Origin of the sequence: Pseudomonas mucidolens, from assembly GCF_900106045.1 — a bacterium.
In the GTDB taxonomy this organism is placed as follows: domain Bacteria; phylum Pseudomonadota; class Gammaproteobacteria; order Pseudomonadales; family Pseudomonadaceae; genus Aquipseudomonas; species Aquipseudomonas mucidolens.
The window spans coordinates 928,081-952,134 of sequence record NZ_LT629802.1; the positions used below are offsets into that span (position 1 = coordinate 928,081).

A 24,054-nucleotide genomic window follows, 5' to 3' on the forward strand; every position below is an offset into this window, starting at 1 on the left:
GGCCTACGACGCGACCAAGGGTTAATGTGCGCGGCGTTAAGCGTTCTATAGACTGTGCCCCGGCTCACACACATGAGCCTATTTGATCCTTCATGACCGCTGGCCGCGGCATGATTTAGCCAGGCGCCCAACCGTGCGCACTGGCCTGTTCTGAGGAGTACGCATGGCTGTCTACAACTACGACGTAGTGGTACTGGGTTCCGGCCCGGCTGGAGAAGGTGCGGCGATGAACGCCGCCAAAGCAGGGCGCAAGGTGGCGATGGTCGATAGCCGTCGCCAGGTCGGCGGTAACTGCACCCACCTGGGCACCATCCCGTCCAAGGCCTTGCGTCACTCGGTGCGCCAGATCATGCAGTTCAACACCAACCCGATGTTCCGGGCGATTGGTGAGCCGCGCTGGTTTTCATTCCCAGACGTACTCAAGAGCGCCGAGAAAGTCATTTCCAAGCAAGTCGCTTCGCGTACCGGCTTCTACGCTCGTAACCGTGTCGACCTGTTTTTCGGTACTGGCAGCTTTGCCGACGAGCAAACCGTCGAAGTGGTCTGCGCCAACGGCGTGGTCGAGAAGCTGGTCGCCAAGCACATCATCATCGCCACCGGCTCGCGACCGTATCGCCCGGCGGATATCGATTTCCACCACCCGCGTATCTACGATAGCGACACCATCCTCAGCCTGGGCCACACCCCGCGCAAACTGATCATCTACGGCGCCGGCGTAATTGGCTGTGAATACGCCTCGATCTTCAGCGGCCTGGGCGTATTGGTGGAGCTGGTGGATAACCGCGACCAGTTGCTGAGCTTCCTCGACTCGGAAATCTCCCAGGCGTTGAGCTACCACTTCAGCAACAACAACATCACCGTGCGCCACAACGAGGAATACGACCGCGTTGAAGGCCTGGACAACGGTGTGATCCTGCACCTCAAGTCCGGCAAGAAAATCAAGGCCGATGCCTTGCTCTGGTGTAACGGGCGTACCGGCAACACCGACAAGCTGGGCATGGAAAACATCGGGGTCAAGGTCAATAGCCGTGGCCAGATCGAAGTCGATGAGAACTACCGCACCTGTGTCACCAATATCTTTGGTGCCGGTGACGTGATCGGCTGGCCGAGCCTGGCCAGTGCCGCGCATGACCAAGGGCGTTCGGCCGCTGGGAGCATCGTCGACAATGGCAGCTGGCGTTACGTCAACGATGTGCCGACCGGGATCTACACGATTCCTGAGATCAGCTCCATCGGCAAGAACGAGAACGAGCTGACCAAGGCCAAGGTGCCTTACGAGGTGGGCAAGGCGTTCTTCAAGAGCATGGCGCGTGCACAGATCGCCGGCGAGCCGCAAGGCATGCTGAAGATCCTGTTTCACCGCGAGACCCTGGAAGTCCTCGGCGTGCATTGCTTCGGCTACCAGGCGTCGGAGATCGTACACATCGGCCAGGCCATCATGAACCAGCCGGGTGAACAAAATACCCTCAAGTATTTCGTCAACACCACGTTCAACTACCCGACCATGGCTGAAGCCTATCGGGTCGCCGCCTACGACGGCCTCAACCGGCTTTTTTGAGCGGCTCCGGCCGGTGGCCTGAGCCGGCCGGGGAGACCGATTTCAGTAATTCCCGAGGGTGGCAGTGGCCAAACCGGGAAAGTCTGTAATCAGGCTATCTACGCCGAAGTCGGCGAGCCTGCGCATCAGCGCAGGTTCGTTGACTGTCCACACGGAAACGTGCAGCCCCTGGCGCTGGGCCTTGGCCAGGCGCTCAGGGGTACATAGCGTCCAGTTCAGCGCCAGAATCTCACAACCATAGTTTTGCGCGACCTTCAGCGGGTCGAGCCAGGCGTATTCCGCCACCAGTCCCCGTGACAGGTCCGGCGTCAACTCCAGAGCGGCTTTCAGTACTTCCCGCGAGCTGGAGGTCACTGTCACCTTGTCCATGATGCCGAACCGCACGGCCATTTCCCGAATCGCCAGCACGGTGCTCGCCGCGCGGGTGCGTGAAGCGCTTTTGACTTCCAACTGCCAGTGATCGAAGTCGCACTTTTCAAACAGCTCTTCCAGGCGCGGGATCGGGCAGCGAGTGACCCAGCCAGGACCGCCGGCGCGGGCGTCCATCTTCACCAGGTCGGCGGCGGAATATTCCACCACCTTGCCGCGCCGATCGGCGGTGCGCTTGAGGGTCGGGTCGTGGATGACCATCAGTTCGCCGTCCATCGACAGGTGCAAGTCCAGTTCGCAGCGGCGTACGCCATGCTCGAGACACTGCTGGAAGCTGGTCAGGGTATTTTCCGGTGCTTCGCCTTTGGCGCCGCGGTGGCCATAAATCAGTGTCACAGTTGCTCCTTGCGCCAGGTGTTCTGGCAGGATAAATACGAATTCAGGTGCTTTGGCCGTCGCTTTGCTCCAGGGCCAGGCGTCGTTCCTGAGCCTGTCTCTGCAAAATGTAGCGCGCCAGCAGTTGGCGTTGGGCATCAGTCATGGATTCAAATTCAGTGCCGACGTCAAAACCGTCGCCCTTCGGGTCGCAATGCGTGACCCGGGCCCGCAACAACAGGCCCAGCGCCTGGGGCATCAGCACCAGTTTGACCGCCAGGTGACTGTCGGGCAGCAGCATCGTGGGGTGCTGGAAGTCGATACCGCCTTCGGAAATGATGACCGGCTGCGGTGCGCCGATCTCGCCCACGAGGCTGTGCGCCATGACCTGGCCGAGCAGGTCCATGCGTTTGTTCTGTACTTTGAGGAGGGCGGCGAGGGTGCGGTCGCGCTCGCCGAGCTGGCGCAACAGGTGCTGGGATTCAAATTCACTCAGGTGCAATTCACTGAGCAGGTTGAATAGCGGAGACTCATCCAGCAACACTTCCTTGCCCCTGGCTTGCGCCGCAGACAGGCTGCTGATTTGGAGTGCGATCATGTCCTCGATACGGTAGTATTCGCGGCGTTCTTCTTCATCTAATGTGGTCATGGCGAACCCCGGGTAGCGGTAATGGTCTGAGTGTAAAGCTGCTTATCAGACCCCGCCACAGGGACGTCTTCTTTTCCTCCGAACAAGCCCCGACATGTTCAGACCTCTCTTCGTATTTATCGGCACGCGTTATACCCGTGCAAAGCGTCGCAATCATTTTGTGTCGTTCATTTCCTTGACCTCGATGATCGGACTCGCCCTGGGCGTAGTGGTGATGATCGTGGTGCTTTCGGTGATGAACGGCTTCGATCATGAAATGCGCACCCGCGTGCTGGGCATGGTGCCTCACGCGACCATCGAATCCGGCGAACCGTTCAGCGACTGGCAAGGCCTGGCCGACAAGGTCAAGCAGAACCCCAAGGTCTTGGCGGTCGCGCCGTTCACCCAGATGCAAGGACTGTTGACCCATGATGGCAAGGTGCAGAAAGTCCTGCTCAACGCCATCGATCCGGTGCAGGAGCGCAAGGTTTCGATCATTGACCAGTTCATGCAGCAGGGCAAGCTGGACGAATTGTCGCCTGGCAGCTTCGGCATCGTCATTGGCGACCGGGCTGCGGCCAAGCTTGGCGTGGGCATCGGCGACAAGCTGACCTTTGTCGCCCCGGAAGTCACCGTGACCCCGGCCGGCATGTTTCCGCGCATGAAGCGCTTCACCGTGGTGGGTATTTTTCATGTCGGGGCGGGCGAGATTGACGGCTTCCTCGGCCTGACCAACCTCACCGACCTGGCCCGTCTGCACCGCTGGAAGCCGGATCAGGTGCAAGGCCTGCGTCTTAAATTCAATGACTTGTTCGATGCACCGCGTACGTCATGGGAAATCGCCCAGCATCTGGGTGAAAGCGAGTATTACGCCCGCGACTGGACCCGCACCCACGGCAACCTGTACCAGGCCATCCGCATGGAAAAAGCCATGATCGGCCTATTATTGCTGCTGATCGTGGCTGTTGCCGCATTCAATATCATCTCCACGCTGGTGATGGTAGTGAATGACAAGAAGGGCGATATCGCGATCCTGCGGACCCTGGGTGCCACGCCGGGACAGATCATGGCGATCTTCATGGTGCAGGGCACGGTGATTGGCGTGGTGGGTACCCTGATCGGCACCGCCGTGGGGATTTTGGCGGCGCTGAACGTCAGTGCGGCGATTGCCGGCCTCGAAACCCTGATCGGCCACAAGTTTCTCAACGCAGATGTCTATTTCATCGACTACTTGCCGTCCCAGGTCCAGAGCCAGGATGTGTTGATGGTCGGCGGCGCCGCGTTGCTCCTGAGTTTCCTTGCCACCCTGTATCCAGCCTGGCGCGCGGCACGTACCCAGCCAGCGCAGGCTTTACGTTATGAGTGAGTCGGGCATGAGTGAAAAAGCAATCCTGAGCTGCCGCAACCTGGGCAAATCCTACGAGGAAGGCCCGGAATCCGTGGTGGTGCTTTCCAACCTGCAACTGGAACTGCATCCGGGTGAGCGCGTCGCCATCGTCGGCAGTTCCGGTTCCGGTAAAAGCACCTTGCTTAACCTGTTGGGCGGCCTCGATACGCCGTCCCAGGGCAGTGTCTGGCTGGCCGGTGAAGAGCTGTCGGCCTTGAACGAGCGCGCGCGCGGCCAGTTGCGCAATCGTTCCCTGGGCTTCGTCTATCAGTTCCACCACCTGTTGCCGGAGTTCACGGCGCTGGAAAATGTCTGCATGCCGCTGTTGATCGGCAAGACCGCGATTCCCGAGGCCCGGCAACGTGCCACGGCATTGCTGGAGCGGGTCGGTCTCGGCCATCGTCTGGAGCACAAGCCGGCTGAGCTGTCCGGCGGCGAGCGCCAGCGTGTCGCGATTGCCCGCGCCCTGGTCAACAATCCAGGCCTGGTGATGCTCGACGAGCCCACCGGCAACCTCGACTCCCATACCGCCCAGGGCATCAAGGACTTGATGCTGGAACTGAGCACCCAGATGCGCACCGCGTTCCTGGTGGTGACCCATGACATGAGCATGGCCCGGCAAATGGACCGCGTGTTGCATCTGCAGGAAGGTCATCTGGTCGCCATCTGAGCTGTTTCAAGCCCGGCGCCTGACGCCGGGTTTTCCATTTTTTCAACGGTGCCCGCGAATGTTCAGACCGTTATCGATTTTCATCGGCACGCGCTATACCCGCGCCAAGCGCCGTAACCGTTTTGTCTCGTTTATTTCGATGACCTCGATGATCGGCCTCGCCCTGGGTGTGCTGGCGATGATCGTGGTGTTGTCGGTGATGAACGGCTTCCAGCGTGAAATGAGTTCACGCATCCTCGGCATGGTGCCTCACGCCACCCTCGTCGGCGTCAAGCCGATCGATGATTGGCAGCCGGTGGCCGCCGCTGCGCTGAAAAATCCCGAAGTGACCGCCGCCGTGCCGTTCACTCAAATGGACGGCATGTTCTCCTACAAGGGTGCGATGCAGCCGATCGAGATCAGTGGCGTCGACCCGGCCCAGGAAGGCAAGGTCTCGATCGTGGCGCAGCATATCGTCCAGGGCAAACTGGAAGACTTGAAACCCGGCGAGTTCGGCGTGGTGATCGGTGAGATCACGGCCCGTCGCTTCCGCTTGAATGTCGGTGACAAGCTGACTTTGATCGTTCCGGAGATCAGCAGCGCTCCGGGGGGGATCACGCCGCGCATGCAGCGCTTGAATGTGGTGGGTGTGTTCAAGGTGGGGGCCGAGCTTGATGGTTCGATGGCCCTGATCCACGTGGCCGACGCTGCGCAGATTCAGCATTGGCAGCCGAATCAGGTGCAAAGCGTGCGCCTGGCGGTGAAGGATCTGTACGCGGCTCCCAAGGTCTCGGCGGACATCGCCAGCGGCCTGGGCGCCGCCTACAAGGCGGACGACTGGACGCACACCCAAGGCAGCCTGTTCAGTGCGATGAAAATGGAAAAGACCATGATCGGTCTGTTGCTGCTGATGATCGTCGCCGTTGCCGCGTTCAATATCATCGCCACATTGATCATGGTGGTGAACGACAAGGGCGCGGACATCGCGATCCTGCGCACGATCGGCGCCACGCCGCGCCAGATCATGGCGATCTTCATGGTCCAGGGCACGGTGATCGGGATTGTCGGCACCTTGATTGGCGGCGTTCTGGGGGTGATCGCCGCGTTGAATGTCAGTGAGCTGGTGGGCTGGATGGAGCGTGTGACCGGGCAGCATATCTTCAGCTCGGACGTGTATTTCGTCAGCAACCTGCCTTCCGAGTTGCAGGGCGCAGATGTGCTGCTGATTTGCAGTGCCGGGTTTGTGTTGAGCTTCTTGGCGACGATTTATCCGGCGTACCGGGCGGCGAAGATTGAGCCGGCGCATGCGCTGAGGTATTCGTAGTTTTTTAAGAGCGCTATCGCGAGCAAGCCCGCTCCCACAGGTTGACCGCGTACACCTTTTGGAATGCGGTCGAAGGCGGGAGCGGGCTTGCTCGCGAAGGGGCTCGCACCACCAGCCTCACTCCGCCAGCGGCAACTCAATCACAAACCTGGTCCAGCCCATCCCCGACTCACACCAGATCCGTCCACCGTGCGCCCGCACAATCGACTGAGTGATCGCCAACCCCAGCCCGGCATGTTCACTGCTGCCTTCACGGCGCGCCGGGTCCGCGCGGTAAAAGCGATCAAACAACCTCGGCAGCGACGCTTCGGGAATACCGTCCCCGGTGTTTTCCACCGTCAGTTGCACACCCTGGGCACCCTCCGCGATCTGCATACTGACCTTGCCACCCTGTGGCGTGAACCGCAGTGCGTTATCCAGCAGGTTGGACAGGGCGCGGCGCAACATGCTGCGGTCACCCGTAGCGTGTCCTGTGCCTTCGCGCTGCAGGCTGACCTGGCTGTCTTCCGCCAAGGGCGCAAAAAATTCCAGCAGGGCGTCGGCTTCATCCGCCAGCACCAGCGGGTCACGCTTGGGGGTCAACAATCCATGATCGGCCTTGGCCAGGTACAACATGTCGTTGACCAGTTGCGCCATCCATTGCAGTTCTTCCAGATTGCTGTGCAAAGCCTCGCGGTAATCCTCCAGCGGCCGCGGCTGGGTGAGGATGACCTGGGTGTGGGTCAACAGGTTCGACAGCGGTGTGCGCAGTTCATGGGCGATGTCGGCGGAAAACGCCGAGAGTCGCTGGAAGGCGTCATCCAGGCGGCCGAACATGGCGTTGAAGGCGTGGGCCAACTCCGCGAGTTCCGCGGGCATTTGCTCTTGGGGCAGGCGTTGGGTCAGGGAGTGTGCGGACACCCCGGCGGCCACTTCGCTCATCCGGCGCAAAGGGCGCAGGCCACTGCGCGCGGCCCAGGCACCCAGCAGCGCGGTAGCCAGGGCCGAGAGGCCGACGGTCAGCCAGATCAGGTGCTGCATGCGCTGCAGGAAGTGTTGGTGATGGGTGATGTCGAGCATCAGCGTCAGGTGTGGCGAGTTAACGTCACCGCCCTTGAGCGGCACGTTATACAGTCGGTAATCGGTCCCGGCGTTTTGCAGACTGTGCAGGCCGGGCGCCTGGGGCAATGTAATGCCCGGCGCGCCGTCGAGCCAGCGCCGGCCATCCCTGGCAGTGACCCGCAGGGTCAGGTCGGGCTGGCGCTGCAGTTCCTCGCGCAGTTGCGGTTCGCGTTGGGCAAATAACGCCGGCGTATCGGCACCTTGCAAGGCACTGCGCAGGGCCACCAGTTTGCTGTCGAGCAGTTGCTGGTCCAGCTCGATGAAGTGCTTCTCACTGGCGTGGTTGAACAACACGCCCGCCAGTAGCGAGACCACGGTGGTGCAGGCGGCAAACAACAAGGCCAGGCGGCCGGCCAAAGACAATCGCGTGATCAACTGAACCGCTCCTCCAGTACGTAGCCCATGCCGCGTACGGTGTGGATCAACTTGTTGGGGAAGCCATCATCGATTTTCAGGCGCAGGCGGCGGATTGCGACTTCGATGATGTTGGTGTCGCTGTCGAAGTTCATGTCCCAGACTTGGGAGGCGATCAACGACTTGGGCAGTACTTCGCCCTGGCGGCGCAGGAGCATTTCCAGCAGGGCAAACTCCTTGGCCGTGAGATCAATGCGTTGGGTGCCGCGCTCGACCCGGCGACGGATCAAGTCCAGGCGCAGGTCAGCCAGTTGCAGGCTGGTGTCTTGTGGCCCGCTGCTGCCACGACGCAATAGGCTGCGGACGCGGGCCAGCAGTTCGGAAAACGCAAAGGGCTTGACCAGATAATCGTCGGCTCCCAGCTCCAGGCCGTGAACGCGATCTTCCACCGCGTCCCTCGCGGTGAGGAACAGTATCGGGATCTCCAGGCCTGCATTCCGCACCGCCTGGAGGATTTGCCAGCCGTCGCGGCCCGGCAGCATCACATCAAGGATCAACAGGTCGTAGTCACCGGTCAGCGCCCTATGTTGACCGGTCGTGCCATCAGCCACCAGTTCGGTGTTGAACCCGGCTTCGGCCAGTCCCTGGCGCAGGTATTGGCCGGTTTTCGGTTGGTCTTCGACGATCAATAGTTTCATGGATGGCTCGTGGTAACGGGTAACTGCGGCTTTATACCTTGCGCGCCGTGGCGCAGGCGCAACCTGACAAAGTTGTAATCTAGCAGTCAGCTGGCTGGCAGCGGCGCATCATTAGAGTTTCCCACAGGCGAGTCCCATACCTTTGGAGGATCAACATGTTTTTGCGCAAGTCTTGGTGGTTGGCGGGTTGTTTGCTGGTGTTGAGCGCCCCGGCGCTGGCTGCGGGCGGGCATACTTTCGCTTTTGGTGAAGCGGCGCCGGCGGCCCGGGCCACGCGTACGGTGCAAGTGCTGCTTGAGGATATTGCCTTTTCACCCACATCCCTCGACGTCAAGGCCGGTGAAACCGTGCGCTTTGTGTTGGTTAATAAAGGCCGGTTACTCCACGAATTCAATCTGGGCGACGCAACGATGCATGCGGATCACCAGAAAGAAATGCTCAAGATGCAGGCCAGTGGCATGTTGACCGCGACCGGCATGGGCCAGATGGACCACAGCGCGATGGGGCACGCCGACATGGCGGGCATGCAGCATGACGATCCCAACAGTGTGCTGGTGGAACCGGGCAAAACCGCGGAATTGACCTGGACATTCAGTAAGGCCGGCGCTTTGGAGTTTGCCTGCAATATCCCGGGGCACTATCAAGCCGGCATGGTTGGCAAGCTGAACGTCAGCCAGTGAGCAGCTGGCACGCAAAGGCGGGGGCAAAGGCTGGTAGACTGGCGGGGTTTATCTAGCCAGGTTTCCGCCATGCATCCCGCAGCCGAACATTCGCCGCTGGGCAAGTCCAGTGAATACATCTCTACTTACACCCCATCCTTGCTGTTCCCGATACCGCGCGCGGCCAAATGGGCTGAACTTGGCCTGACTGCCGAGACACTGCCGTATAAAGGCGTGGACTTCTGGAACTGCTTCGAATTGTCCTGGCTGCTGCCGTCTGGCAAACCGGTGGTGGCTATCGGCGAGTTCAGCATTGCGGCTGATTCGCCGAACATCATTGAGTCGAAGTCCTTCAAGCTGTACCTCAATTCGCTGAACCAGACGCCCTTTGCCGATGTGCAAAGCCTTGAGACGACCTTGCGTACCGACCTGAGCGCGGCGGCCGGAAAACCGGTGGGCGTGCGCATCCGCAGTCTTGGCGATGTGGAAGGCGAGGGCGTGGTTGCCCTGCCGGGCGTGTGCATCGACGACTTGGATATCAGCGTCAGCAACTATGAGCAACCGCGTCCGGAGCTGCTGCGCTGCGATGATTCACGTGTGGTGGAGGAGAGCGTGCACAGCCATCTGCTCAAATCCAACTGCCCGGTAACCAGCCAGCCGGACTGGGGCAGCGTGGCGGTGGAGTATTGCGGTTCAGCCCTGGATCACGCGAGTTTGCTGGAGTACCTGGTGAGTTTTCGCCAGCACTCGGACTTTCACGAACAGTGTGTGGAGCGGATCTTTCTCGATTTGCAGCGCTTGCTGAAACCTTCGAAGCTGACGGTGTATGCGCGGTATGTGCGTCGGGGCGGGTTGGATATCAATCCGTATCGCAGCACTGAGGATATGGCCTTCCAGAACCAGCGTCTGGTTCGTCAGTAGCCTTTATCCAAATCAAAAGTGGGAGCGGGCTTGCTCCCACATTTTGACGTTGTGTTGGGTGTGGGCTTGCGTTAGATCCCGATATTGCCCAGGGTCACGACAATATTGCGCAAGGTGGCGGCAATGCCCGGGTGGTCCAGTTCGAAGCCTTCCACCGCCCGGTTCACATCGTCGCTGATGCTCGGTGGTTGAGTGGCAGGTTCCAGCTCAAGCTGCAATTCAAACTTGGCGAGCAAAGCTTCAAGTGCTTGACGTTTTTCAAGCGGCAGCGGTGGGTCCTGTTCCAGTTGCTCGCGCAGAATATTGACCTGTTCTTGCAGTTTTTCGCGGGCAGGCATGGCGTTGTTCCTTTTATCGATAGGCATTGGCATAGACCGCAGCGTGACGATAAAGGTCTATGGACTGACCTGTAGATTAATCCAGTCGCCCGCACTGTGCATGATCTTGATCAGGGTTTTTCGCCCTTGAGCCGACGCAGGTTGATATCTTCCAGGCAGGTGCCCAGTTCGCCCAGATGATCGATCACCGAATGCACACCCAGTCCGTACAGTGCGACGGTTGCCTTGCCTCTTTTGTATTCGCGCTGCTGTTCGCTCAGCGCCTGCCATTGGGTAGGCGAGAGTCCGCATAAAGAGCCGCATGACGCCAGGCCGATAGTCCAGAGCCCGGCATTCAATCCTGATTGCAACAGTCGCGGTTCACCGCTGACCAGCACACAGCCTTCCAACTGCTCGATATTGAGCTCCATCAGGGCTTGCCAGCAGGCGTGGGGGGGGCTGGCCAGCGAATGCTGGCGGGGGTAGCGGCCTTGATCCAGCTCGGCAGTTCGCCAGCCAGCGCGCGGGTCACGTTGAGGGGCAGTTCGTCGAGCCAGGCACAGGGAACACCTTGTGCTTCCAGGGATTGCAAGATCTTCAGCGCGCCGGGAGTCGCTTGTGCTTCGCTGTTGGGAACGGTGTCGGAGCGAGCCAGGGAACCGAAATCCACCAGGCAGCCACTCAGGCCAAACAGTACGGCAGTCAGCGATGGGGTAATGTCGGCAAGGGTTTCGGCGTGGGGCATTTCGACGTCCCTGAAAATAGCTATGACGCTATCGAAGCCCGATGACAGGTAGATGACACGCTATTGTAGTTGTAGGGGAATTGTACATTTTCCGAGGGAAGTTTCCTTCGGGCTGCCTAATCCGTCACTTCCGTCATATACTGACGACCTAATTCAGGGCATAGCGCCCGTGACAAACTATTCAAGGAGTTCAAGCTATGCGTTGGAGCCAGTGTCTTGCTCAGCTATCGGTGTGTGCCAGCTTCCTGCTGGTGCCTTTCGCAGCTCAGGCGGCGGAAGAAGATCCATGGGAAAGCATCAACCGTCCGATCTTTACCTTCAACGATACCCTTGATACGTATGCGCTCAAGCCGCTGGCGCAGGGCTACCAATTCGTGACCCCGCAATTTGTCGAAGACGGTATCCACAACTTCTTCCGCAACATCGGGGACGTTGGCAACTTGGCGAACAATGTGCTGCAACTCAAGCCCCATGCGGCGGGCGTTGATACCGCTCGTTTGCTGGTCAACACCACGTTCGGGGTGTTGGGGTTGATTGATGTCGGCACCAAAATGGGACTGCAGCGCAGTGACGAAGACTTCGGCCAGACCCTCGGCTACTGGGGCGTGGGCAGTGGTCCCTACGTGATGCTGCCGTTGCTGGGGCCAAGCACCCTGCGTGACGCGCCGTCCAAGTACGTCGACAGCTTCACCAAACCGTATCGCTACATGAACGATATCCCATCGCGCAACAGCGCCATGGGGCTGGACATCGTCGATACCCGCGCCAGCTTGCTGTCGGCCGAGAAGATGATCAGCGGCGACAAATACACGTTTATCCGTAATGCCTACCTGCAGAACCGCGAGTTCAAGGTAAAAGACGGCCAGGTGGTGGACGACTTTTAAGGCGCATGCCTTGAATGAAAAAGGCGACCTTCGGGGTCGCCTTTTTTGTATGCATTGATTTCAGTGCATCTTGAGGATTTTCAGTCCCACGTGTTTGCCGTCGTCCTCATCCCGGACCCATACCACCTGAGTGTCGGCTTCCAGACCTTTGAGGGCGGCATGCTCCGACTCGATGCGCACCTTCGAGGTGTCGCCTACCTTGAACGGATGTTGAGCCTGAACCTGTATGCCGGCGCTGGAAAGGTTACGCACACGCCTGCGACGTTCTGCTCGGCATGGATCAATGAGACGTCAGCATCTACACGCATGCGGATGAAATCGCGCTTTTGCGCATAGCCACGCTCATTTCCGCTCATAGGTTTCATCCTTCCATTGAGTTGTGGTTCTGTCTGTTCTTATAACTCCCGGTGATTTGCGATGTAAAGACGCCCGGCCACCATCGGCATGAGCTTGAAACCCCTGACGGATGGGAGTACCGTCTGCGCCTTAGAAGGGCACCTCTGTTTTACCTTTGTGCGTGGGTTAAAAGCTCATGTTTTGTAGGACAGAGAGGCTAGAAAGCGAATCCAGTAGTGTGAGTCCGGCCTTTGTCGAGCTGCCTACGCCAACCTAATTCTGGCGCCGTTTGCCCACATGCAAAAAACCAGTGCCACGCTGCTGTTAATCGATGACGACGAAGTAGTGCGCGCGAGCCTCGCGGCCTATTTGGAAGACAGTGGCTTCAGCGTCCTGCAGGCCAGCAATGGTCTTCAGGGTCTTCAGGTGTTCGAGCGCGACAAGCCCGACCTGGTGATCTGCGATCTGCGCATGCCTCAGATGGGCGGCCTTGAGCTGATCCGCCAAGTGACGGACCTCGCCCCGCAGACCCCGGTGATTGTCGTGTCCGGCGCGGGCGTGATGAACGACGCCGTGGAAGCCCTGCGCCTGGGTGCTGCGGATTATCTGATCAAACCGCTGGAAGACCTGGCCGTGCTGGAACATTCGGTGCGCCGGGCCTTGGACCGGGCGCGCCTGCTGGTGGAAAACCAGCGTTACCGCGAGAAGCTGGAAACCGCCAACCGTGAACTCGAAGCTAGCCTGAACCTGCTCCAGGAAGACCAGAACGCCGGTCGCCAGGTGCAGATGAACATGCTGCCGGTCAGTCCCTGGACCACCGACGAGTTCCAGTTCGCCCACCAGATCATTCCGTCGCTGTACTTGTCTGGGGATTTTGTCGACTATTTTCGCGTTGACGAGCGGCGGGTTGCGTTCTACCTGGCCGATGTCTCCGGCCACGGTGCCTCTTCGGCATTTGTGACGGTGTTGTTGAAGTTCATGACCACGCGACTGCTGTTCGAATCCAAGCGCAACGGCACCTTGCCGGAGTTCACGCCTTCGCAAGTGCTGGGTCACATCAACCGTGGCCTGATCAGTTGTAAGCTGGGCAAGCACGTGACGATGGTGGGGGGCGTGATCGATGAAGAAACCGGGCTCTTGACCTACAGTATTGGCGGTCATCTGCCATTGCCGGTTTTATACACTCCCGACAGTGTGCGTTATCTGGAAGGGCGTGGTTTGCCGGTGGGCTTATTCAATGAGGCCACCTACGAAGACCATATCCTGGAACTGCCGCCGACCTTCAGTTTGACGCTGATGTCCGATGGCATCCTGGACCTTTTATCAGAGCCTACACTCAAAGAGAAAGAAGCCGCCTTACCCCAACGGGTCAGGTCGGCGGGCGGCAGCCTGGACGGCTTGCGCCAGGTTTTTGGATTGGCCACGCTAGGGGAGATGCCGGATGATATCGCCCTATTGGTGTTGAGCAGGAATCTTTGATGAGTACCGGAAGAATCCAGTTCGCCGAGCAAGACGGGACTTTTGTCCTGAAATTTGTCGGTGAAGTGCGCCTGACCTTGTGTTCGGCGCTGGATGCAACGATTGAGCGGATTTTCACGGCCCTGAACTTCTCGGCGATCGTGATCGATCTGACCGAAACCCGCAGCATCGACAGCACCACCCTTGGGCTTTTGGCCAAGTTGTCTATTCTTTCGCGGCAGAAGGTCGGGCTGCTGCCCACCGTTGTGACCACCCATGACGACATCACGCGTCTGCTGCAGTCGATGGGCTTTGATCAGGTGTTCAACATCGTGGATCGCCCGATTCCCTGCCCGGAATGTCTGACTGACCTGCCATCCCAGGATCAATCCGAGGAAGTGGTGCGGATCAAGGTGCTCGAAGCGCACAAGATCCTGATGAGCTTGAACGAGTCTAATCGCGAAGCCTTCCGCGATCTGGTCAATGCCCTCGAACGTCACTGATGCCACGCGGTTATTCTGGGAGCGGGCTTGCTCGCGATAGCGCCAGACCATTCACCACAGATTTTCAGCACAAATAAGGGCGGTACCCTCACAGGTACCGCCCTTAATTTGTCGTCGCCTGCGTTACAGCTTGGCGGTCAACAGCGCCTCAAGCTTTTCCTGGTCCCGAGCAAACTGACGGATGCCTTCAGCCAGCTTCTCGGTCGCCATCGCGTCCTCGTTGGATGCCCAACGGAACTGCGCTTCAGTCATATGCACACGCGCTTCGCCTGCGTGGCCTGGCGACAGCTTGCGTTCCAGCTTGCCTTCATCCGCAGCGAGTTTCTCCAGCAAGTCCGGGCTGATGGTCAGGCGATCACAGCCAGCCAGTTCTTCGATCTGGCTCAGGTTGCGGAAGCTCGCCCCCATCACCACGGTCTTGTAGCCGTTGGCCTTGTAGTAGTTGTAGATGCGCGTGACCGACTGTACGCCCGGATCATCGGTGCCGGTGTAGTCGTTGCCGCTGGATTTCTTGTACCAGTCATAGATGCGGCCTACGAACGGCGAAATCAGGAATACACCCGCTTCAGCGCACGCCACGGCCTGGGCGAAGGAGAACAGCAGGGTCAGATTGGTCTGGATACCTTCTTTTTCCAGCTGTTCGGCGGCACGGATGCCTTCCCAAGTGGAAGCAATCTTGATCAGTACGCGATCGCGGCCGATGCCCGCTTTTTCGTACAGGTCAATCAGGCGATGAGCACGCTTGAGCATGGCATCGGTATCGAACGACAGGCGCGCATCCACTTCGGTGGAGATGCGCCCGGGAATCACTTTGAGGATCTCTTGGCCCACAGCCACCGAAAAACGGTCACTGGCCAGGCCTACATCGCCGTTGCAGTCGGTGACGCACTCATCCAGCAGCTTTGCATAACCTGGCATCGAGGCGGCCTTGAGCAGCAGGGAAGGGTTAGTGGTGGCATCCTGCGGCTTGAGCTTGGCGAGTGTTGAAAAGTCACCGGTATCGGCAACCACAGTGGTGAATTGCTTGAGTTGTTCCAGCTTGGAAGTCATGGGCGTGCTCTGTCCTATGGGTCTGATGACATTACCCGAGGGCTGATAGACGCTCAAGGGTGCATGCGCGTATCAACGGGCCCAGCGGCAACATCTGCAAAACGGACGTTTGAATGGCGAGACCCGGTGTCGCTAAATACGATGCCAAATCGAGGCACAGGTTCAAAGCAACTGAGCATAGATACTTCGGTGCCCCGGTATCGAGTCACGCCTACGGTCGGGTGAGCAGTGTCCTGGCGGACGTTTCCGCCGGCTTCGACTGACCTTCGGACGTCAACAGGCCAAAATTGCGTTCTCGATCATTCCCGCCTGAATCACTGTTCTTCCATTCATACAGGGACGTCAGCGGGATATTGAGTTTTTTCACATCGGAGATGAACGTGCTTATTTTGCCGGCTTGCCCGTGGATCCCGCCGTTGGAGTCGAGCGAGGGCACGCCCCATTCGCTGATAACCCCCGGGAGATGGAAGTTTCGCTGAATGAATGCTTGGGCATTCTCGATCTTGGCGGCGGACATGCCATAGGGGTGATAAGAAATCGCGCTCAGGCATTTGGGGTAATCACTGACCAGCTTGTTCAGCGCGACTGTAGACGCGCTGCCCGCGCTCGGCGCCCTGGCGAAGCCAAAGCCGATCAGCGGTGTGCTTGGCGCTTTTTGCTGCAGCGTATGGCACACGGCGCTCATGAACGGAACGAAGGTGGTTTCGAAGTCGCGGGTTGGCCAGTATTTTTCCAGGTCCGGCTCGTTCCATATTTCAATGGCAACCAGTTGCGTGCCGTAGGACTGTTCCAGGGCGAACACCGCGTTGGCGAACTGTTCGCCGGCGGTCGCCAGTTCGCCGGGGTCGCCGGGTGTAGCCGTCAGTGCCTTGGTTGAGCGAACGGTCATCAGTACCGGCAATTCTGCGGACTTGGCGGCGGCAAACGCATCACTGATCTGCTTCTGATACGCCGGGCCAGTCAGGTTGTTGGTCCACACGCCAAAACGCACGAATCCAAACCCTGTCGCTTTGATCTGTCTGGCGTCGGTGGCGCTGAAGTTCTGGATCTTGACCTGGACTCCGATGTTTTTGTTGCTGGTCAGCGCGGGGAACAGTTCGCTGGCGTGAGCCTGACTGCCTGCACCGAGCATGAGCAGGGTTGAAACGGCAAGTCGTTTGAAACGTGATGAGTGCATGTCGGGCTTCCTCAAATCGATCTATCTATAACGATGAACAGACAGGTGTGATGTTATTAGTTCGATGCGTGGTTAAGTTTCGAAGTGCGCGAATGTTATTTTTTGTCAGGTCGTCAATGTTAGAAACCCGGCGTTATTTTTGGTCCGGTTATTCTAGTTGGGTGGTTTTTAAGTGTCGTGGTACTAAATACGCTTGTATTTACAAGGCTGATTCGTTTCTGAGTGCGAAATGAACCCGCGGGTTCACTCAAATCCCCGCTACGTATTGGTCGATTCGACATGACACGGGAAGCGTTGCCTTGTTCAGAAATATCCTTGTCGTCTGCGTAGGCAACATTTGCCGAAGTCCGACAGCAGAAATACTGCTGCGTAATGCGCTGGCATCCTCAACCATTGCAGTCACCTCCGCAGGTCTCGGCGCTCGCGTTGGCGAGTCCATGGAACCGGCGGCACGCCAGGTTCTGGAAGAACATGGGCATAGCGCGCAAGCCTTTACAGCGCGGCAAATAACCCCGGACATTGTTAATGAGTCGGACCTGGTTCTGGTCATGGAAAAAGAGCATGTGAACCAAGTGCTGAAGATTGCATCGCACGCCAGGGGGAAAGTGTTTCTTCTCGGCAAGTGGCAAAGTGATCGAGAAATACAGGATCCCTATCGTCAAGGAAAAGCAGCTTTTATTCATGCTCATGCATTGATTGAAGCGGCTGTTTGCTCATGGGCGCAGCGCCTCGGGCATTGATGAATACTTTTCAGATCAGTAAAGGGTAAGAACCCACTTATGCAGTTACCGTCACTAGTCGGCACTCGGGATAACGATCGAGATGATATTGATCTTCTCGGTATATTAGGCAGTTTAATTGATCGGAAATGGTTGATAGGCGCGTGCACCGGTGTATTTATGGTGAGCGGCGTGGCCTATTCGGTTTTGTCGACGCCGGTGTATCTGGCGAACGCATTGGTCCAGGTCGAACCGAAAAAGAACGACATGCTCGGTTTCTCCGACCTCAACAGCATGCTCAATGGACAATCTCCGTCGGTCACCGAGATCGGCATCATCAAGTCTCGCGCAGTCATTGGCAAAACCGTCGATGATTTACACCTTGATATCGAAGTCACGCCCAACACCTTCCCGCTGATCGGCGGTTTTCTCGCCCGACGCTATAAGGGCAATTCTGTCGCCACCGCGCTTTTTGGCCTGAACAGCTACGCCTGGGGCGGTGAGCACCTGGACATCGCACAGCTCAATCTGCCTGAAGAGTTGCTGGGCAGGAAACTCACGCTGGTGGCCGCCGAACAGCATCGATTCCAGCTTTTTGATGACAACGACAACCTGTTGGTGGACGGCGTTGTCGGTGAAGGGTTTCGGCAAAATGGCATCGAAGGGCTGATCGCCACGCTGGCGGCCAATCCCGGTACCCGTTTTGAAGTGGTGCGCAATCCGCGCATTGTCACCATCCTTGATTATCAGGAAGCGCTGGATGTTTCCGAGCAAGGCAAGGAGTCGGGCATCATCCGTCTGGCGTTGGCCAGCCCTGACTACGTCCAGGCGGTGAAGATTCTGGATAAGGTTTCCACGTTATATGTACAGCAAAACGTGGAGCGCACGTCGGCCGAAGCGGCGCAAAGCCTGGAATTCCTGCAAGCCCAGCTGCCGCAAGTCAAAAACGATCTGATCAAGGCCAGCGATGCGCTCAACGGTTATCAGACCCGCGGCAAGACCGTCAATATTTCCCTCGAAACCCAATCGGTGCTGGAGCAGATTGTCGGCCTGGACACGCGTATTTCCGACTTGAAGCTGCAACAAGCGGAGCTTGATCGTAAGTTCACCAAGCAGCATCCGGCCTATCGGGCCCTGATGACGCAGATCGGGGAATTGACTCGCCAGCAGCAGAGCCTGGAGAGCAAGGTTCAAGATCTGCCCGCCACGCAGCAGGAGTTGCTCAACCTGACCCGCGACGTGGAAGTGGCGTCGCAGATCTACACGCAGTTGCTGAACAAGTCCCAGGAGCTGGACATCGTCAGGGCCGGGGCGGTGGGCAATGTGCGTCTGATCGACACGGCGGATGTCGACAAGACCACGCCGGTCAAACCGCGCAAAGCCCTGATCGTGCTGATTGCGACTTTCCTCGGCGCGTTTGTCGGCGTCGCCCTGGTACTCCTGCGTAAATCCTTGAGTCGAGGCCTGGAGGGGCCGGAGGCCATCGAGCAACTCGGGTTGCCGGTGTATGCGTCGATTCCCTACAGCGCGCTGCAACAGGAAGAGGACAGTAAAAAACTGCGCTTGAGTGACGAGTCGGGCCGGCAGGCTTTTCTGTTGGCTCTACGGAACCCGACAGACCTGTCTATCGAGTCCATCCGTAGTTTGCGTACCTGCCTGCACTTCGCGGGACTGGATTCGACCAACAACCGGATCATGATTTCCGGCCCAAGCCCCCAGGTAGGTAAAACCTTCGTCTCGTCCAACCTCGCCGCAGTCATGGCGCAAAGTGGGCAGCGGGTGGTACTGATCGATGCCGATATGCGCAAGGGGCATTTGCACAAGACGCTCAATACGCCCATCACCAATGGCTTGTCGGACCTACTGGTCAAGCGCTGCAGCCTCGAGCAGGGCATCCATGAAGCCGAGATTGATAAGCTGCATTTCATCAGTCGCGGACAGGTCCCGCCTAACCCGTCAGAGCTGTTGATGCATGCGAACTTCCGTGAGCTGCTCGCGCAACTCAGCGACCTGTATGACGTGGTGATCATTGACACGCCACCACTCCTGGCCGTGACCGACGCGGCTATCGTCGGCCGTGATGCGGCGATCAGCCTGATCGTTACGCGCTTCGGCGTGAACCCCGCCAAAGAGATCGAGTTGACGATTCGTCGATTCGCCCAGAACGGTATTCAGTTGAAGGGTGCGGTGTTCAATGGTGTCGAGAAACGTGCAGCGAGCTACTACGGCAATGGCGGTTACAACTACGAGTATGCCTCCGACAAATCTTGATTCGAAGAGGGGCATTACCTGCATGGAAATGGGTGGATTGTGAAAAAAGTACTGCACGTGGCCGAAACGATTAAAGGCGGTGTCGCTACCGTTATTCGGACGATATCGGCGCCACCTCAGGGCGAAGCATCGAACTATGAACTGGTCTATCTGATCCCGCTCGACCAGAAAAAAGAACTGCAGGGCATCGATGAGCGACAGATCAGAACCTTCGTCAGAACCAAGCGGGACGCACTGTCGTTGCTGCGATTCGCCTGGAACCTGACCCGTGTGATTTTCAAGGAAAAACCTGATGTGGTGCACTTGCACAGCACCTTTTCCGGGGTCATTGGCCGTTGCGTGTGCGTGCTCCTGAAACCGTGGCGTTCGCCGAGGATTATTTACTGCCCCCATGCCTTTTCGTTTTTGATGGAAAGTTCGCCGGCCAAACAGAAGGTCTATTCGCTGATTGAGCGGCTGTTGCAGAAAGTCACGGATGTGATCATTTGCGTCAGCCAATACGAGCTGGACACCGCCGCGACGTTTGGTATTGATCGCCATCGCATGACCTTGATCTACAACGGTATCCACCACAAGGACGATGTGCCTGCAAGCAGTGGGCCGGGGCCCGTCCATCTGCTTTTTGTGGGGCGACTCGACTATCAGAAGGGCTTTGACGTGTTGCTCAAGGCGTTTGCCGGGGTGCAGCGCACTGATCTGAAACTGACCGTGGTTGGCAGTGCGGTCATCGAAGACGCCGTAGACCGCCCGGTGTTAGACGCAGTCGAGTACGTGCCGTGGGTGACGCCGGCCGAAGTGAACGCGCTTTATCAGGCCGCGGATGCGCTGATCGTCCCCAGTCGGTGGGAGGGCTTTGCCATGGTGCCTCTGGAAGGCATGGCCATGGGGCTACCGGTGATTGCCAGTGACTGCACCTCGTTGCCCGAGTTGGTCACCCATGGTGTGACCGGCTACATCTTCCCCACCGGGGACCACCAGGCCCTGACCGAGTTGTTGGCGAATATCGAGAAGCCCGGGTTGCTGGCACTCGGTGCCGAAGGCCGCAAGATAGTCCGCGAGCGATTCAGTGCCACGTTAATGATCAGGCAAACCTACGACGTGTATTCCGCTCCCTCTTATCAAGTAGAACTCAGCTCATGAACGTAACTATTTTGCATGGCTACAGCGCCTCCAACTCCGGTGATGGCCTTCTCGTGGATTTGGCAATCGCCCTGGTGCTGCGAAACTTTGGCGCGGATACCTCGATCAACGTCGTGGCCTCGGATCCGCAATCATTCAGCTACTTGCCTTACAAACGCTATGACGCGCCGGTGATGGCGGCCAAGGGGTTGGGGCGGGTCAGGCAGGCGCTGTTTCTTGATCAGTCCTACACCGGCCTTGCGAATCTTTTGCGTTCAAGCGACTTGATCGTCGGGGTAGGCGGCGGCTATATGCGCTCCAAAAGCGCGTTTGAACACATCAAGTTGAAACTGGGGCATGCCAAGCAACTGGAAACGGCGATCCTCAGCAAGGTGCCTTCGGTGTATCTGCCGCAGAGCATCGGTCCCTTTCACGGTGAAAGCAGCAAGATCGTCGGGCACTACGCGAATGCCGACGCGGTGTTTGTCCGGGACAACAGGTCGTCGGAGATTTTCGCGACCCATGAAAATGTCTACCGCGTGCCTGACCTCGCGGTGCAGGCATTGGCCAGCAAGATTCTCCTGCAACCCAAGTTCACCCGTTGTGCCTCTTCGCCGGCGGTGGTCTGCGTGGTGCTGCGCAAACCGCCAGCGTGGAGCAAGGAGAAGAAAGTCGCTTACGTGGCTAACTTGAAGCGCCTGCTGCAGCGCCTGAAGAACAAGAGCAAAGTCGTCTGCGCGGTGCAAAGCGCTGTGCGCGGCAATGATGACGGCGCGTTCTATCGAGAACTGGGCATTACCGAGGAGCTGTTGTCACTGAAGGCGACCCTCGCCAAATATCAGCCAGACGTGGTCATTTCCGTCAGGTTGCACGGGGCCATCGAATCGCTGCTGGCGGGCGTTCCGGCGTACCACATCAGTTATGAGCGCAAGGGCTTTGGCGCCTATCAGGACATGGGTGTGGAAGACTGGGTGATCAATGGCGGCGAGATCAATGTCGACAGCATCATTGACACGGTTTACGCACCGAATGCGTTGTCCCGATTTGGCAAGCAGTTGACGGATACCTGCAAGGAGATTGAGGCCAAGACGCTGGTCATGGACTCGATCATCAAGGGCATCGTGCGATGATATTCCGGCTATTGCTCCGGGGCGGAGCTTTAGGCGCGAAGTTTCTGCTGGTGTTGGCCATCACCCATTATCTAGGGTATGAGGCGTTGGGGTTTTACGGCGTGGTGATGGCCGCGTCTTTGATTGCGTCGAAGTTCTACAGCGTGGGGTTCAGTTCCGAAATCAATCGGCTGATCAGCGTGGGTGACAGTTCGCGATGGGTGGTGGATAAGGTCCTGTTGCTGTACCTGGCCGTGGGGATCTTGTTGTCGGTGGCGACGGTGGCGGTCTATTCGTTGTTCCAGGCGGTCGAGGCGAGTGCCGCACTGGTGGCTTGCGTGGCACTGTTGCTGCTCACCGAGCACCTGTCCTTTGAAATAAATTCGTTTGTGTTCTCTGCCCAGAGAGCCACGTGGGGCGCGATTCTCTATTTTGTCAAAACCGGGCTCTGGGCGCTGTTGGCGTTGGGCGGGCTGTTGTCGGGCTGGGTATCGAGCATCGCCAGTGTGCTGTGGTTATGGGTGGCGGCCAATGTGCTGGTGATTGTTGCCGGCTACCTGATTGTGGTGAACGTTCACCGTGGGCGGGCGACAGGTTCCCTCACCACGGCCTCGGTCTGGAAAGCCGGATTACCGTTTTATCTGGGGACTGGCTTGATCGCATTGAGCCAATACACCGAGCGCTTCCTGATTCTCGACATCGAGCCCTACGCGAGTCTGGGCAAGTACGTTTACGCTTGGTCAGCAGCCAACACCTTGCAAGCGCTTTCCTACGCCGTGGTTGCGGTAGTGGGCATCCCGGTACTTGCCAAGCGCTATCAGAACCAGCAACAAGCGCTGAGCATCCGGCAATTGTTCATGAATCAGTGGGTGATGCGTTCCCTGGTGGTGTCAGGTGTTGTGGCGTTGATGATTTATCTGTTCTTCAATGTCGCGCTGGATTATGTCGGTACCACGGTGCCGCGTCCGGATAACGCCATTCTCGGCGTACTGATTTTTTCCTTTGCCCTGCGTGCTGTCGGCGACATCGTCTGGGGCGGTCTTATCGCATCGAAGAACAGTCGGCTGTCACTCATTAGCGCGGCCATCTGCCTGCTGGTTTCCCTGCCGGTCAGTTACATGCTGATCAAGCATCATTCCATTTATGGTGCGGCATGGGGGAACGTCTTTTCGATCACCGTACAGCTCGGCGCTATCGCCTTGCTGACCCGGTTTTCCCGAGCGAAGGTGACGCTGTAATGGGGTTCAGATTACCTTCCATCGAGTTTCGCGGCAGAAAGCTCGATTCGTCGATCTCGTTTCTGATTCTGTTCAGTGGCCTGTTTCTTTCTGTCGCCATGCCGCTTCTGATGCACCGCGATCCGGGGCCCGATGCCATGACGTTGTGGTCGTCCTACGCGCGTGCTGACAACTGCAACTTCTGGAATCCCTTCTCACCAGACCGGTCTTCCTACGAATGCTCGGCCTATCTACTGCGACCCACCGGCATCAATCTGACCAATGCCTGGGCGTACGGGATGGCGTGCAACCTGTTCCTGACAGCCATCCCGGTGTTTATTTTCAGGCGCATGCCGCTGACGATTTTTCTGACCCTGTGCTTGTGGGGCGTGGTGCGGTCGTTTTTCCTGGAAAACCTGACCAAGGAAATCATTGTCTCGGTAGCGATGATTTCTATTTTGCTGTTCTCGTTTTCCAGGCGGTACCGCGGCGGATTTTTCTTCTCCGCGCTGATCTACGGCGTATTGATCCGGCCTTACTGGATCTTGTTTTCGCTGGTCTGGATCGGCGTGTGCTTCATGAAGAAGTACGTGTCTCGACTGACCTTTTTCCTGATGCTGTTTGTGTTCTACCTGGCAATCGCCACGGCGATTCAACTGGTGGCCGGTTATTCGGTGTCATCGATTCGCGCCAGCAACAATGAGTTGCGCACGGCGGGCGAGGAGGGGTCCAAGTCGCTGATTGTTTCCTGGCTCAATGGTGGTGACTTCGTGTCGCAGGCGCTTGATTCGCTGATTATCTTCTTCCGCCTGTCGTTTCCTGTGGAGTTGATTCTGCTCTCCGGTCTCGGCCAGATCATCTTTGTGGTGCTGATGATGATGACCTCGTTGCTGATGTTCAAAATGATCACGTCCAGCGACTACAAGGGCGTGCACATCCCACCCAAAGTCAAAGAGCTGATCGCCATTCCTCTGTCTTTTTTGCTGGTGCAGGGTTTGTTCGAGCCCGACTTCGGCTCCTTTGCCCGACATTTTTCCATGGTCGTGCCGGTGCTGTTCCTGGGCCTGGGGTTGCAGATGCGCGCCAAGAAGCCTGAGTTGGTTGAATCGAGAATCCTGAACTGAGG

22 protein-coding genes and 2 pseudogenes are annotated in these 24,054 nt (G+C 58.1%); 15 read left to right on the forward strand and 9 right to left on the reverse strand.

Going from position 1 to position 24,054, the window contains the following annotated elements; all coding sequences use genetic code 11:
* Nucleotides 1–163 precede the first annotated feature (163 nt).
* Nucleotides 164–1,558 carry a Si-specific NAD(P)(+) transhydrogenase gene (gene sthA, locus BLU75_RS04595; RefSeq protein ID WP_084381506.1) on the forward strand — a complete coding sequence of 465 codons (1,395 nt, stop codon included), beginning with the start codon at nt 164–166 and terminating at the stop codon, nt 1,556–1,558.
* 42 nt (nt 1,559–1,600) lie between these two features.
* On the opposite strand, the gene BLU75_RS04600 is transcribed toward sthA, so the two are convergent.
* Both BLU75_RS04600 and BLU75_RS04605 read right to left on the reverse strand, forming a co-directional pair.
* The gene (locus tag BLU75_RS04600; protein WP_084381505.1) at nt 1,601–2,323 is read right to left on the reverse strand and encodes a glycerophosphodiester phosphodiesterase; all 723 of its coding nucleotides are present in this window, start codon (nt 2,321–2,323) and stop codon (nt 1,601–1,603) included.
* Nucleotides 2,324–2,366: 43 nt separating this feature from the next.
* Entirely contained in the window at nt 2,367–2,951 is a 585-nt protein-coding gene (locus BLU75_RS04605) for a PilZ domain-containing protein (protein ID WP_084381504.1), read from the reverse strand.
* 94 nt (nt 2,952–3,045) lie between these two features.
* Between BLU75_RS04605 and BLU75_RS04610 the strand changes: the two genes are divergently transcribed.
* From BLU75_RS04610 to BLU75_RS04620, 3 genes are read left to right on the forward strand one after another with little or no spacing between them, the layout of a single operon-like run.
* Entirely contained in the window at nt 3,046–4,296 is a 1,251-nt protein-coding gene (locus tag BLU75_RS04610; RefSeq protein ID WP_084381503.1) for a lipoprotein-releasing ABC transporter permease subunit, read from the forward strand.
* A gap of 7 nt (nt 4,297–4,303) precedes the next feature.
* On the forward strand, nt 4,304–4,987 hold the full coding sequence (gene lolD, locus BLU75_RS04615; RefSeq protein WP_165447422.1) for a lipoprotein-releasing ABC transporter ATP-binding protein LolD: 684 nt from the start codon (nt 4,304–4,306) through the stop codon (nt 4,985–4,987).
* 58 nt (nt 4,988–5,045) lie between these two features.
* Complete coding sequence (locus BLU75_RS04620; protein ID WP_084381501.1) at nt 5,046–6,290, forward strand: lipoprotein-releasing ABC transporter permease subunit; 1,245 nt, start codon at nt 5,046–5,048, stop codon at nt 6,288–6,290.
* A gap of 117 nt (nt 6,291–6,407) precedes the next feature.
* On the opposite strand, the gene BLU75_RS04625 is transcribed toward BLU75_RS04620, so the two are convergent.
* Nucleotides 6,408–7,766, reverse strand: a complete 1,359-nt coding sequence (locus tag BLU75_RS04625) for a heavy metal sensor histidine kinase (RefSeq protein ID WP_172832063.1) — start codon at nt 7,764–7,766, stop codon at nt 6,408–6,410.
* On the reverse strand, nt 7,763–8,443 hold the full coding sequence (locus BLU75_RS04630) for a heavy metal response regulator transcription factor (protein ID WP_084381500.1): 681 nt from the start codon (nt 8,441–8,443) through the stop codon (nt 7,763–7,765). Before BLU75_RS04630 ends, BLU75_RS04625 begins: the two co-directional genes overlap by 4 nt.
* A 155-nt stretch (nt 8,444–8,598) precedes the next feature.
* Here BLU75_RS04630 and copI point away from each other — a divergent pair, with 155 nt between their 5' ends.
* Nucleotides 8,599–9,123, forward strand: a complete 525-nt coding sequence (gene copI, locus BLU75_RS04635; RefSeq protein WP_084381499.1) for a copper-resistant cuproprotein CopI — start codon at nt 8,599–8,601, stop codon at nt 9,121–9,123.
* A gap of 69 nt (nt 9,124–9,192) precedes the next feature.
* Nucleotides 9,193–10,023 (forward strand): NADPH-dependent 7-cyano-7-deazaguanine reductase QueF, encoded by an 831-nt coding sequence (queF, locus tag BLU75_RS04640; RefSeq protein ID WP_084381498.1) that lies wholly within the window; start codon nt 9,193–9,195, stop codon nt 10,021–10,023.
* A 71-nt stretch (nt 10,024–10,094) separates the two neighbouring features.
* Here queF and BLU75_RS04645 read toward each other — a convergent pair whose 3' ends face one another.
* Both BLU75_RS04645 and BLU75_RS04650 read right to left on the reverse strand, forming a co-directional pair.
* On the reverse strand, nt 10,095–10,361 hold the full coding sequence (locus BLU75_RS04645; protein WP_084381497.1) for a DUF4404 family protein: 267 nt from the start codon (nt 10,359–10,361) through the stop codon (nt 10,095–10,097).
* Between the two features lie 110 nt (nt 10,362–10,471).
* A pseudogene (locus BLU75_RS04650) lies at nt 10,472–11,085 on the reverse strand (HAD family phosphatase).
* Nucleotides 11,086–11,282: 197 nt separating this feature from the next.
* Between BLU75_RS04650 and BLU75_RS04655 the strand changes: the two are divergent.
* Complete coding sequence (locus BLU75_RS04655; protein ID WP_084381496.1) at nt 11,283–11,969, forward strand: MlaA family lipoprotein; 687 nt, start codon at nt 11,283–11,285, stop codon at nt 11,967–11,969.
* Between the two features lie 60 nt (nt 11,970–12,029).
* On the opposite strand, the pseudogene BLU75_RS04660 reads toward BLU75_RS04655, so the two are convergent.
* A pseudogene (locus BLU75_RS04660) lies at nt 12,030–12,325 on the reverse strand (PilZ domain-containing protein).
* A gap of 277 nt (nt 12,326–12,602) precedes the next feature.
* Here BLU75_RS04660 and rssB point away from each other — a divergent pair.
* Nucleotides 12,603–13,784, forward strand: coding sequence for a two-component system response regulator RssB (gene rssB, locus BLU75_RS04665; protein ID WP_084381495.1), 1,182 nt, complete (start codon nt 12,603–12,605; stop codon nt 13,782–13,784).
* Nucleotides 13,784–14,266, forward strand: a complete 483-nt coding sequence (gene rssC, locus BLU75_RS04670) for an anti-sigma factor antagonist RssC (protein WP_084381494.1) — start codon at nt 13,784–13,786, stop codon at nt 14,264–14,266. The genes rssB and rssC overlap by 1 nt, the downstream gene beginning before the upstream one ends.
* Before the next feature lie 123 nt (nt 14,267–14,389).
* On the opposite strand, the gene tal is transcribed toward rssC, so the two are convergent.
* A complete protein-coding gene (tal, locus tag BLU75_RS04675) occupies nt 14,390–15,316 on the reverse strand; it encodes a transaldolase (RefSeq protein WP_084381493.1) in 927 nt (308 codons plus the stop codon).
* Nucleotides 15,317–15,527: 211 nt separating this feature from the next.
* Nucleotides 15,528–16,493 (reverse strand): glycosyl hydrolase family 5, encoded by a 966-nt coding sequence (locus BLU75_RS04680; RefSeq protein ID WP_084381492.1) that lies wholly within the window; start codon nt 16,491–16,493, stop codon nt 15,528–15,530.
* Between the two features lie 299 nt (nt 16,494–16,792).
* Here BLU75_RS04680 and BLU75_RS04685 point away from each other — a divergent pair, with 299 nt between their 5' ends.
* From BLU75_RS04685 to BLU75_RS04710, 6 genes are read left to right on the forward strand one after another with little or no spacing between them, the layout of a single operon-like run.
* Entirely contained in the window at nt 16,793–17,233 is a 441-nt protein-coding gene (locus BLU75_RS04685) for a low molecular weight protein-tyrosine-phosphatase (RefSeq protein WP_084381491.1), read from the forward strand.
* 39 nt (nt 17,234–17,272) lie between these two features.
* Nucleotides 17,273–19,483: a polysaccharide biosynthesis tyrosine autokinase gene (locus tag BLU75_RS04690; protein WP_090221378.1), complete on the forward strand. Its 2,211-nt coding sequence runs from the start codon at nt 17,273–17,275 to the stop codon at nt 19,481–19,483.
* 39 nt (nt 19,484–19,522) lie between these two features.
* Nucleotides 19,523–20,623 carry a glycosyltransferase gene (locus tag BLU75_RS04695; RefSeq protein WP_084381489.1) on the forward strand — a complete coding sequence of 367 codons (1,101 nt, stop codon included), beginning with the start codon at nt 19,523–19,525 and terminating at the stop codon, nt 20,621–20,623.
* Nucleotides 20,620–21,732 carry a polysaccharide pyruvyl transferase family protein gene (locus BLU75_RS04700; RefSeq protein ID WP_084381488.1) on the forward strand — a complete coding sequence of 371 codons (1,113 nt, stop codon included), beginning with the start codon at nt 20,620–20,622 and terminating at the stop codon, nt 21,730–21,732. The genes BLU75_RS04695 and BLU75_RS04700 overlap by 4 nt, the downstream gene beginning before the upstream one ends.
* Complete coding sequence (locus BLU75_RS04705; protein ID WP_084381487.1) at nt 21,729–22,949, forward strand: MATE family efflux transporter; 1,221 nt, start codon at nt 21,729–21,731, stop codon at nt 22,947–22,949. Before BLU75_RS04700 ends, BLU75_RS04705 begins: the two co-directional genes overlap by 4 nt.
* Nucleotides 22,949–24,052: a hypothetical protein gene (locus BLU75_RS04710; protein WP_090221379.1), complete on the forward strand. Its 1,104-nt coding sequence runs from the start codon at nt 22,949–22,951 to the stop codon at nt 24,050–24,052. The genes BLU75_RS04705 and BLU75_RS04710 overlap by 1 nt, the downstream gene beginning before the upstream one ends.
* Nucleotides 24,053–24,054 lie beyond the last annotated feature (2 nt).

Excerpts from the sequence above, each read along its gene's own strand:
- tal (WP_084381493.1), bottom strand. The coding sequence starts at position 15,316 with ATGACTTCCAAGCTGGAACAACTCAAGCAATTCACCACTGTGGTTGCC.
- BLU75_RS04655 (WP_084381496.1), top strand. The coding sequence starts at position 11,283 with ATGCGTTGGAGCCAGTGTCTTGCTCAGCTATCGGTGTGTGCCAGCTTC.
- lolD (WP_165447422.1), top strand. The coding sequence starts at position 4,304 with ATGAGTGAAAAAGCAATCCTGAGCTGCCGCAACCTGGGCAAATCCTAC.
- BLU75_RS04645 (WP_084381497.1), bottom strand. The coding sequence starts at position 10,361 with ATGCCTGCCCGCGAAAAACTGCAAGAACAGGTCAATATTCTGCGCGAG.
- BLU75_RS04680 (WP_084381492.1), bottom strand. The coding sequence starts at position 16,493 with ATGCACTCATCACGTTTCAAACGACTTGCCGTTTCAACCCTGCTCATG.
- sthA (WP_084381506.1), top strand. The coding sequence starts at position 164 with ATGGCTGTCTACAACTACGACGTAGTGGTACTGGGTTCCGGCCCGGCT.
- rssB (WP_084381495.1), top strand. The coding sequence starts at position 12,603 with ATGCAAAAAACCAGTGCCACGCTGCTGTTAATCGATGACGACGAAGTA.
- BLU75_RS04710 (WP_090221379.1), top strand. The coding sequence starts at position 22,949 with ATGGGGTTCAGATTACCTTCCATCGAGTTTCGCGGCAGAAAGCTCGAT.
- copI (WP_084381499.1), top strand. The coding sequence starts at position 8,599 with ATGTTTTTGCGCAAGTCTTGGTGGTTGGCGGGTTGTTTGCTGGTGTTG.
- BLU75_RS04620 (WP_084381501.1), top strand. The coding sequence starts at position 5,046 with ATGTTCAGACCGTTATCGATTTTCATCGGCACGCGCTATACCCGCGCC.
- BLU75_RS04630 (WP_084381500.1), bottom strand. The coding sequence starts at position 8,443 with ATGAAACTATTGATCGTCGAAGACCAACCGAAAACCGGCCAATACCTG.
- rssC (WP_084381494.1), top strand. The coding sequence starts at position 13,784 with ATGAGTACCGGAAGAATCCAGTTCGCCGAGCAAGACGGGACTTTTGTC.
- BLU75_RS04705 (WP_084381487.1), top strand. The coding sequence starts at position 21,729 with ATGATATTCCGGCTATTGCTCCGGGGCGGAGCTTTAGGCGCGAAGTTT.
- BLU75_RS04610 (WP_084381503.1), top strand. The coding sequence starts at position 3,046 with ATGTTCAGACCTCTCTTCGTATTTATCGGCACGCGTTATACCCGTGCA.
- BLU75_RS04605 (WP_084381504.1), bottom strand. The coding sequence starts at position 2,951 with ATGACCACATTAGATGAAGAAGAACGCCGCGAATACTACCGTATCGAG.
- BLU75_RS04690 (WP_090221378.1), top strand. The coding sequence starts at position 17,273 with ATGCAGTTACCGTCACTAGTCGGCACTCGGGATAACGATCGAGATGAT.
- BLU75_RS04700 (WP_084381488.1), top strand. The coding sequence starts at position 20,620 with ATGAACGTAACTATTTTGCATGGCTACAGCGCCTCCAACTCCGGTGAT.
- queF (WP_084381498.1), top strand. The coding sequence starts at position 9,193 with ATGCATCCCGCAGCCGAACATTCGCCGCTGGGCAAGTCCAGTGAATAC.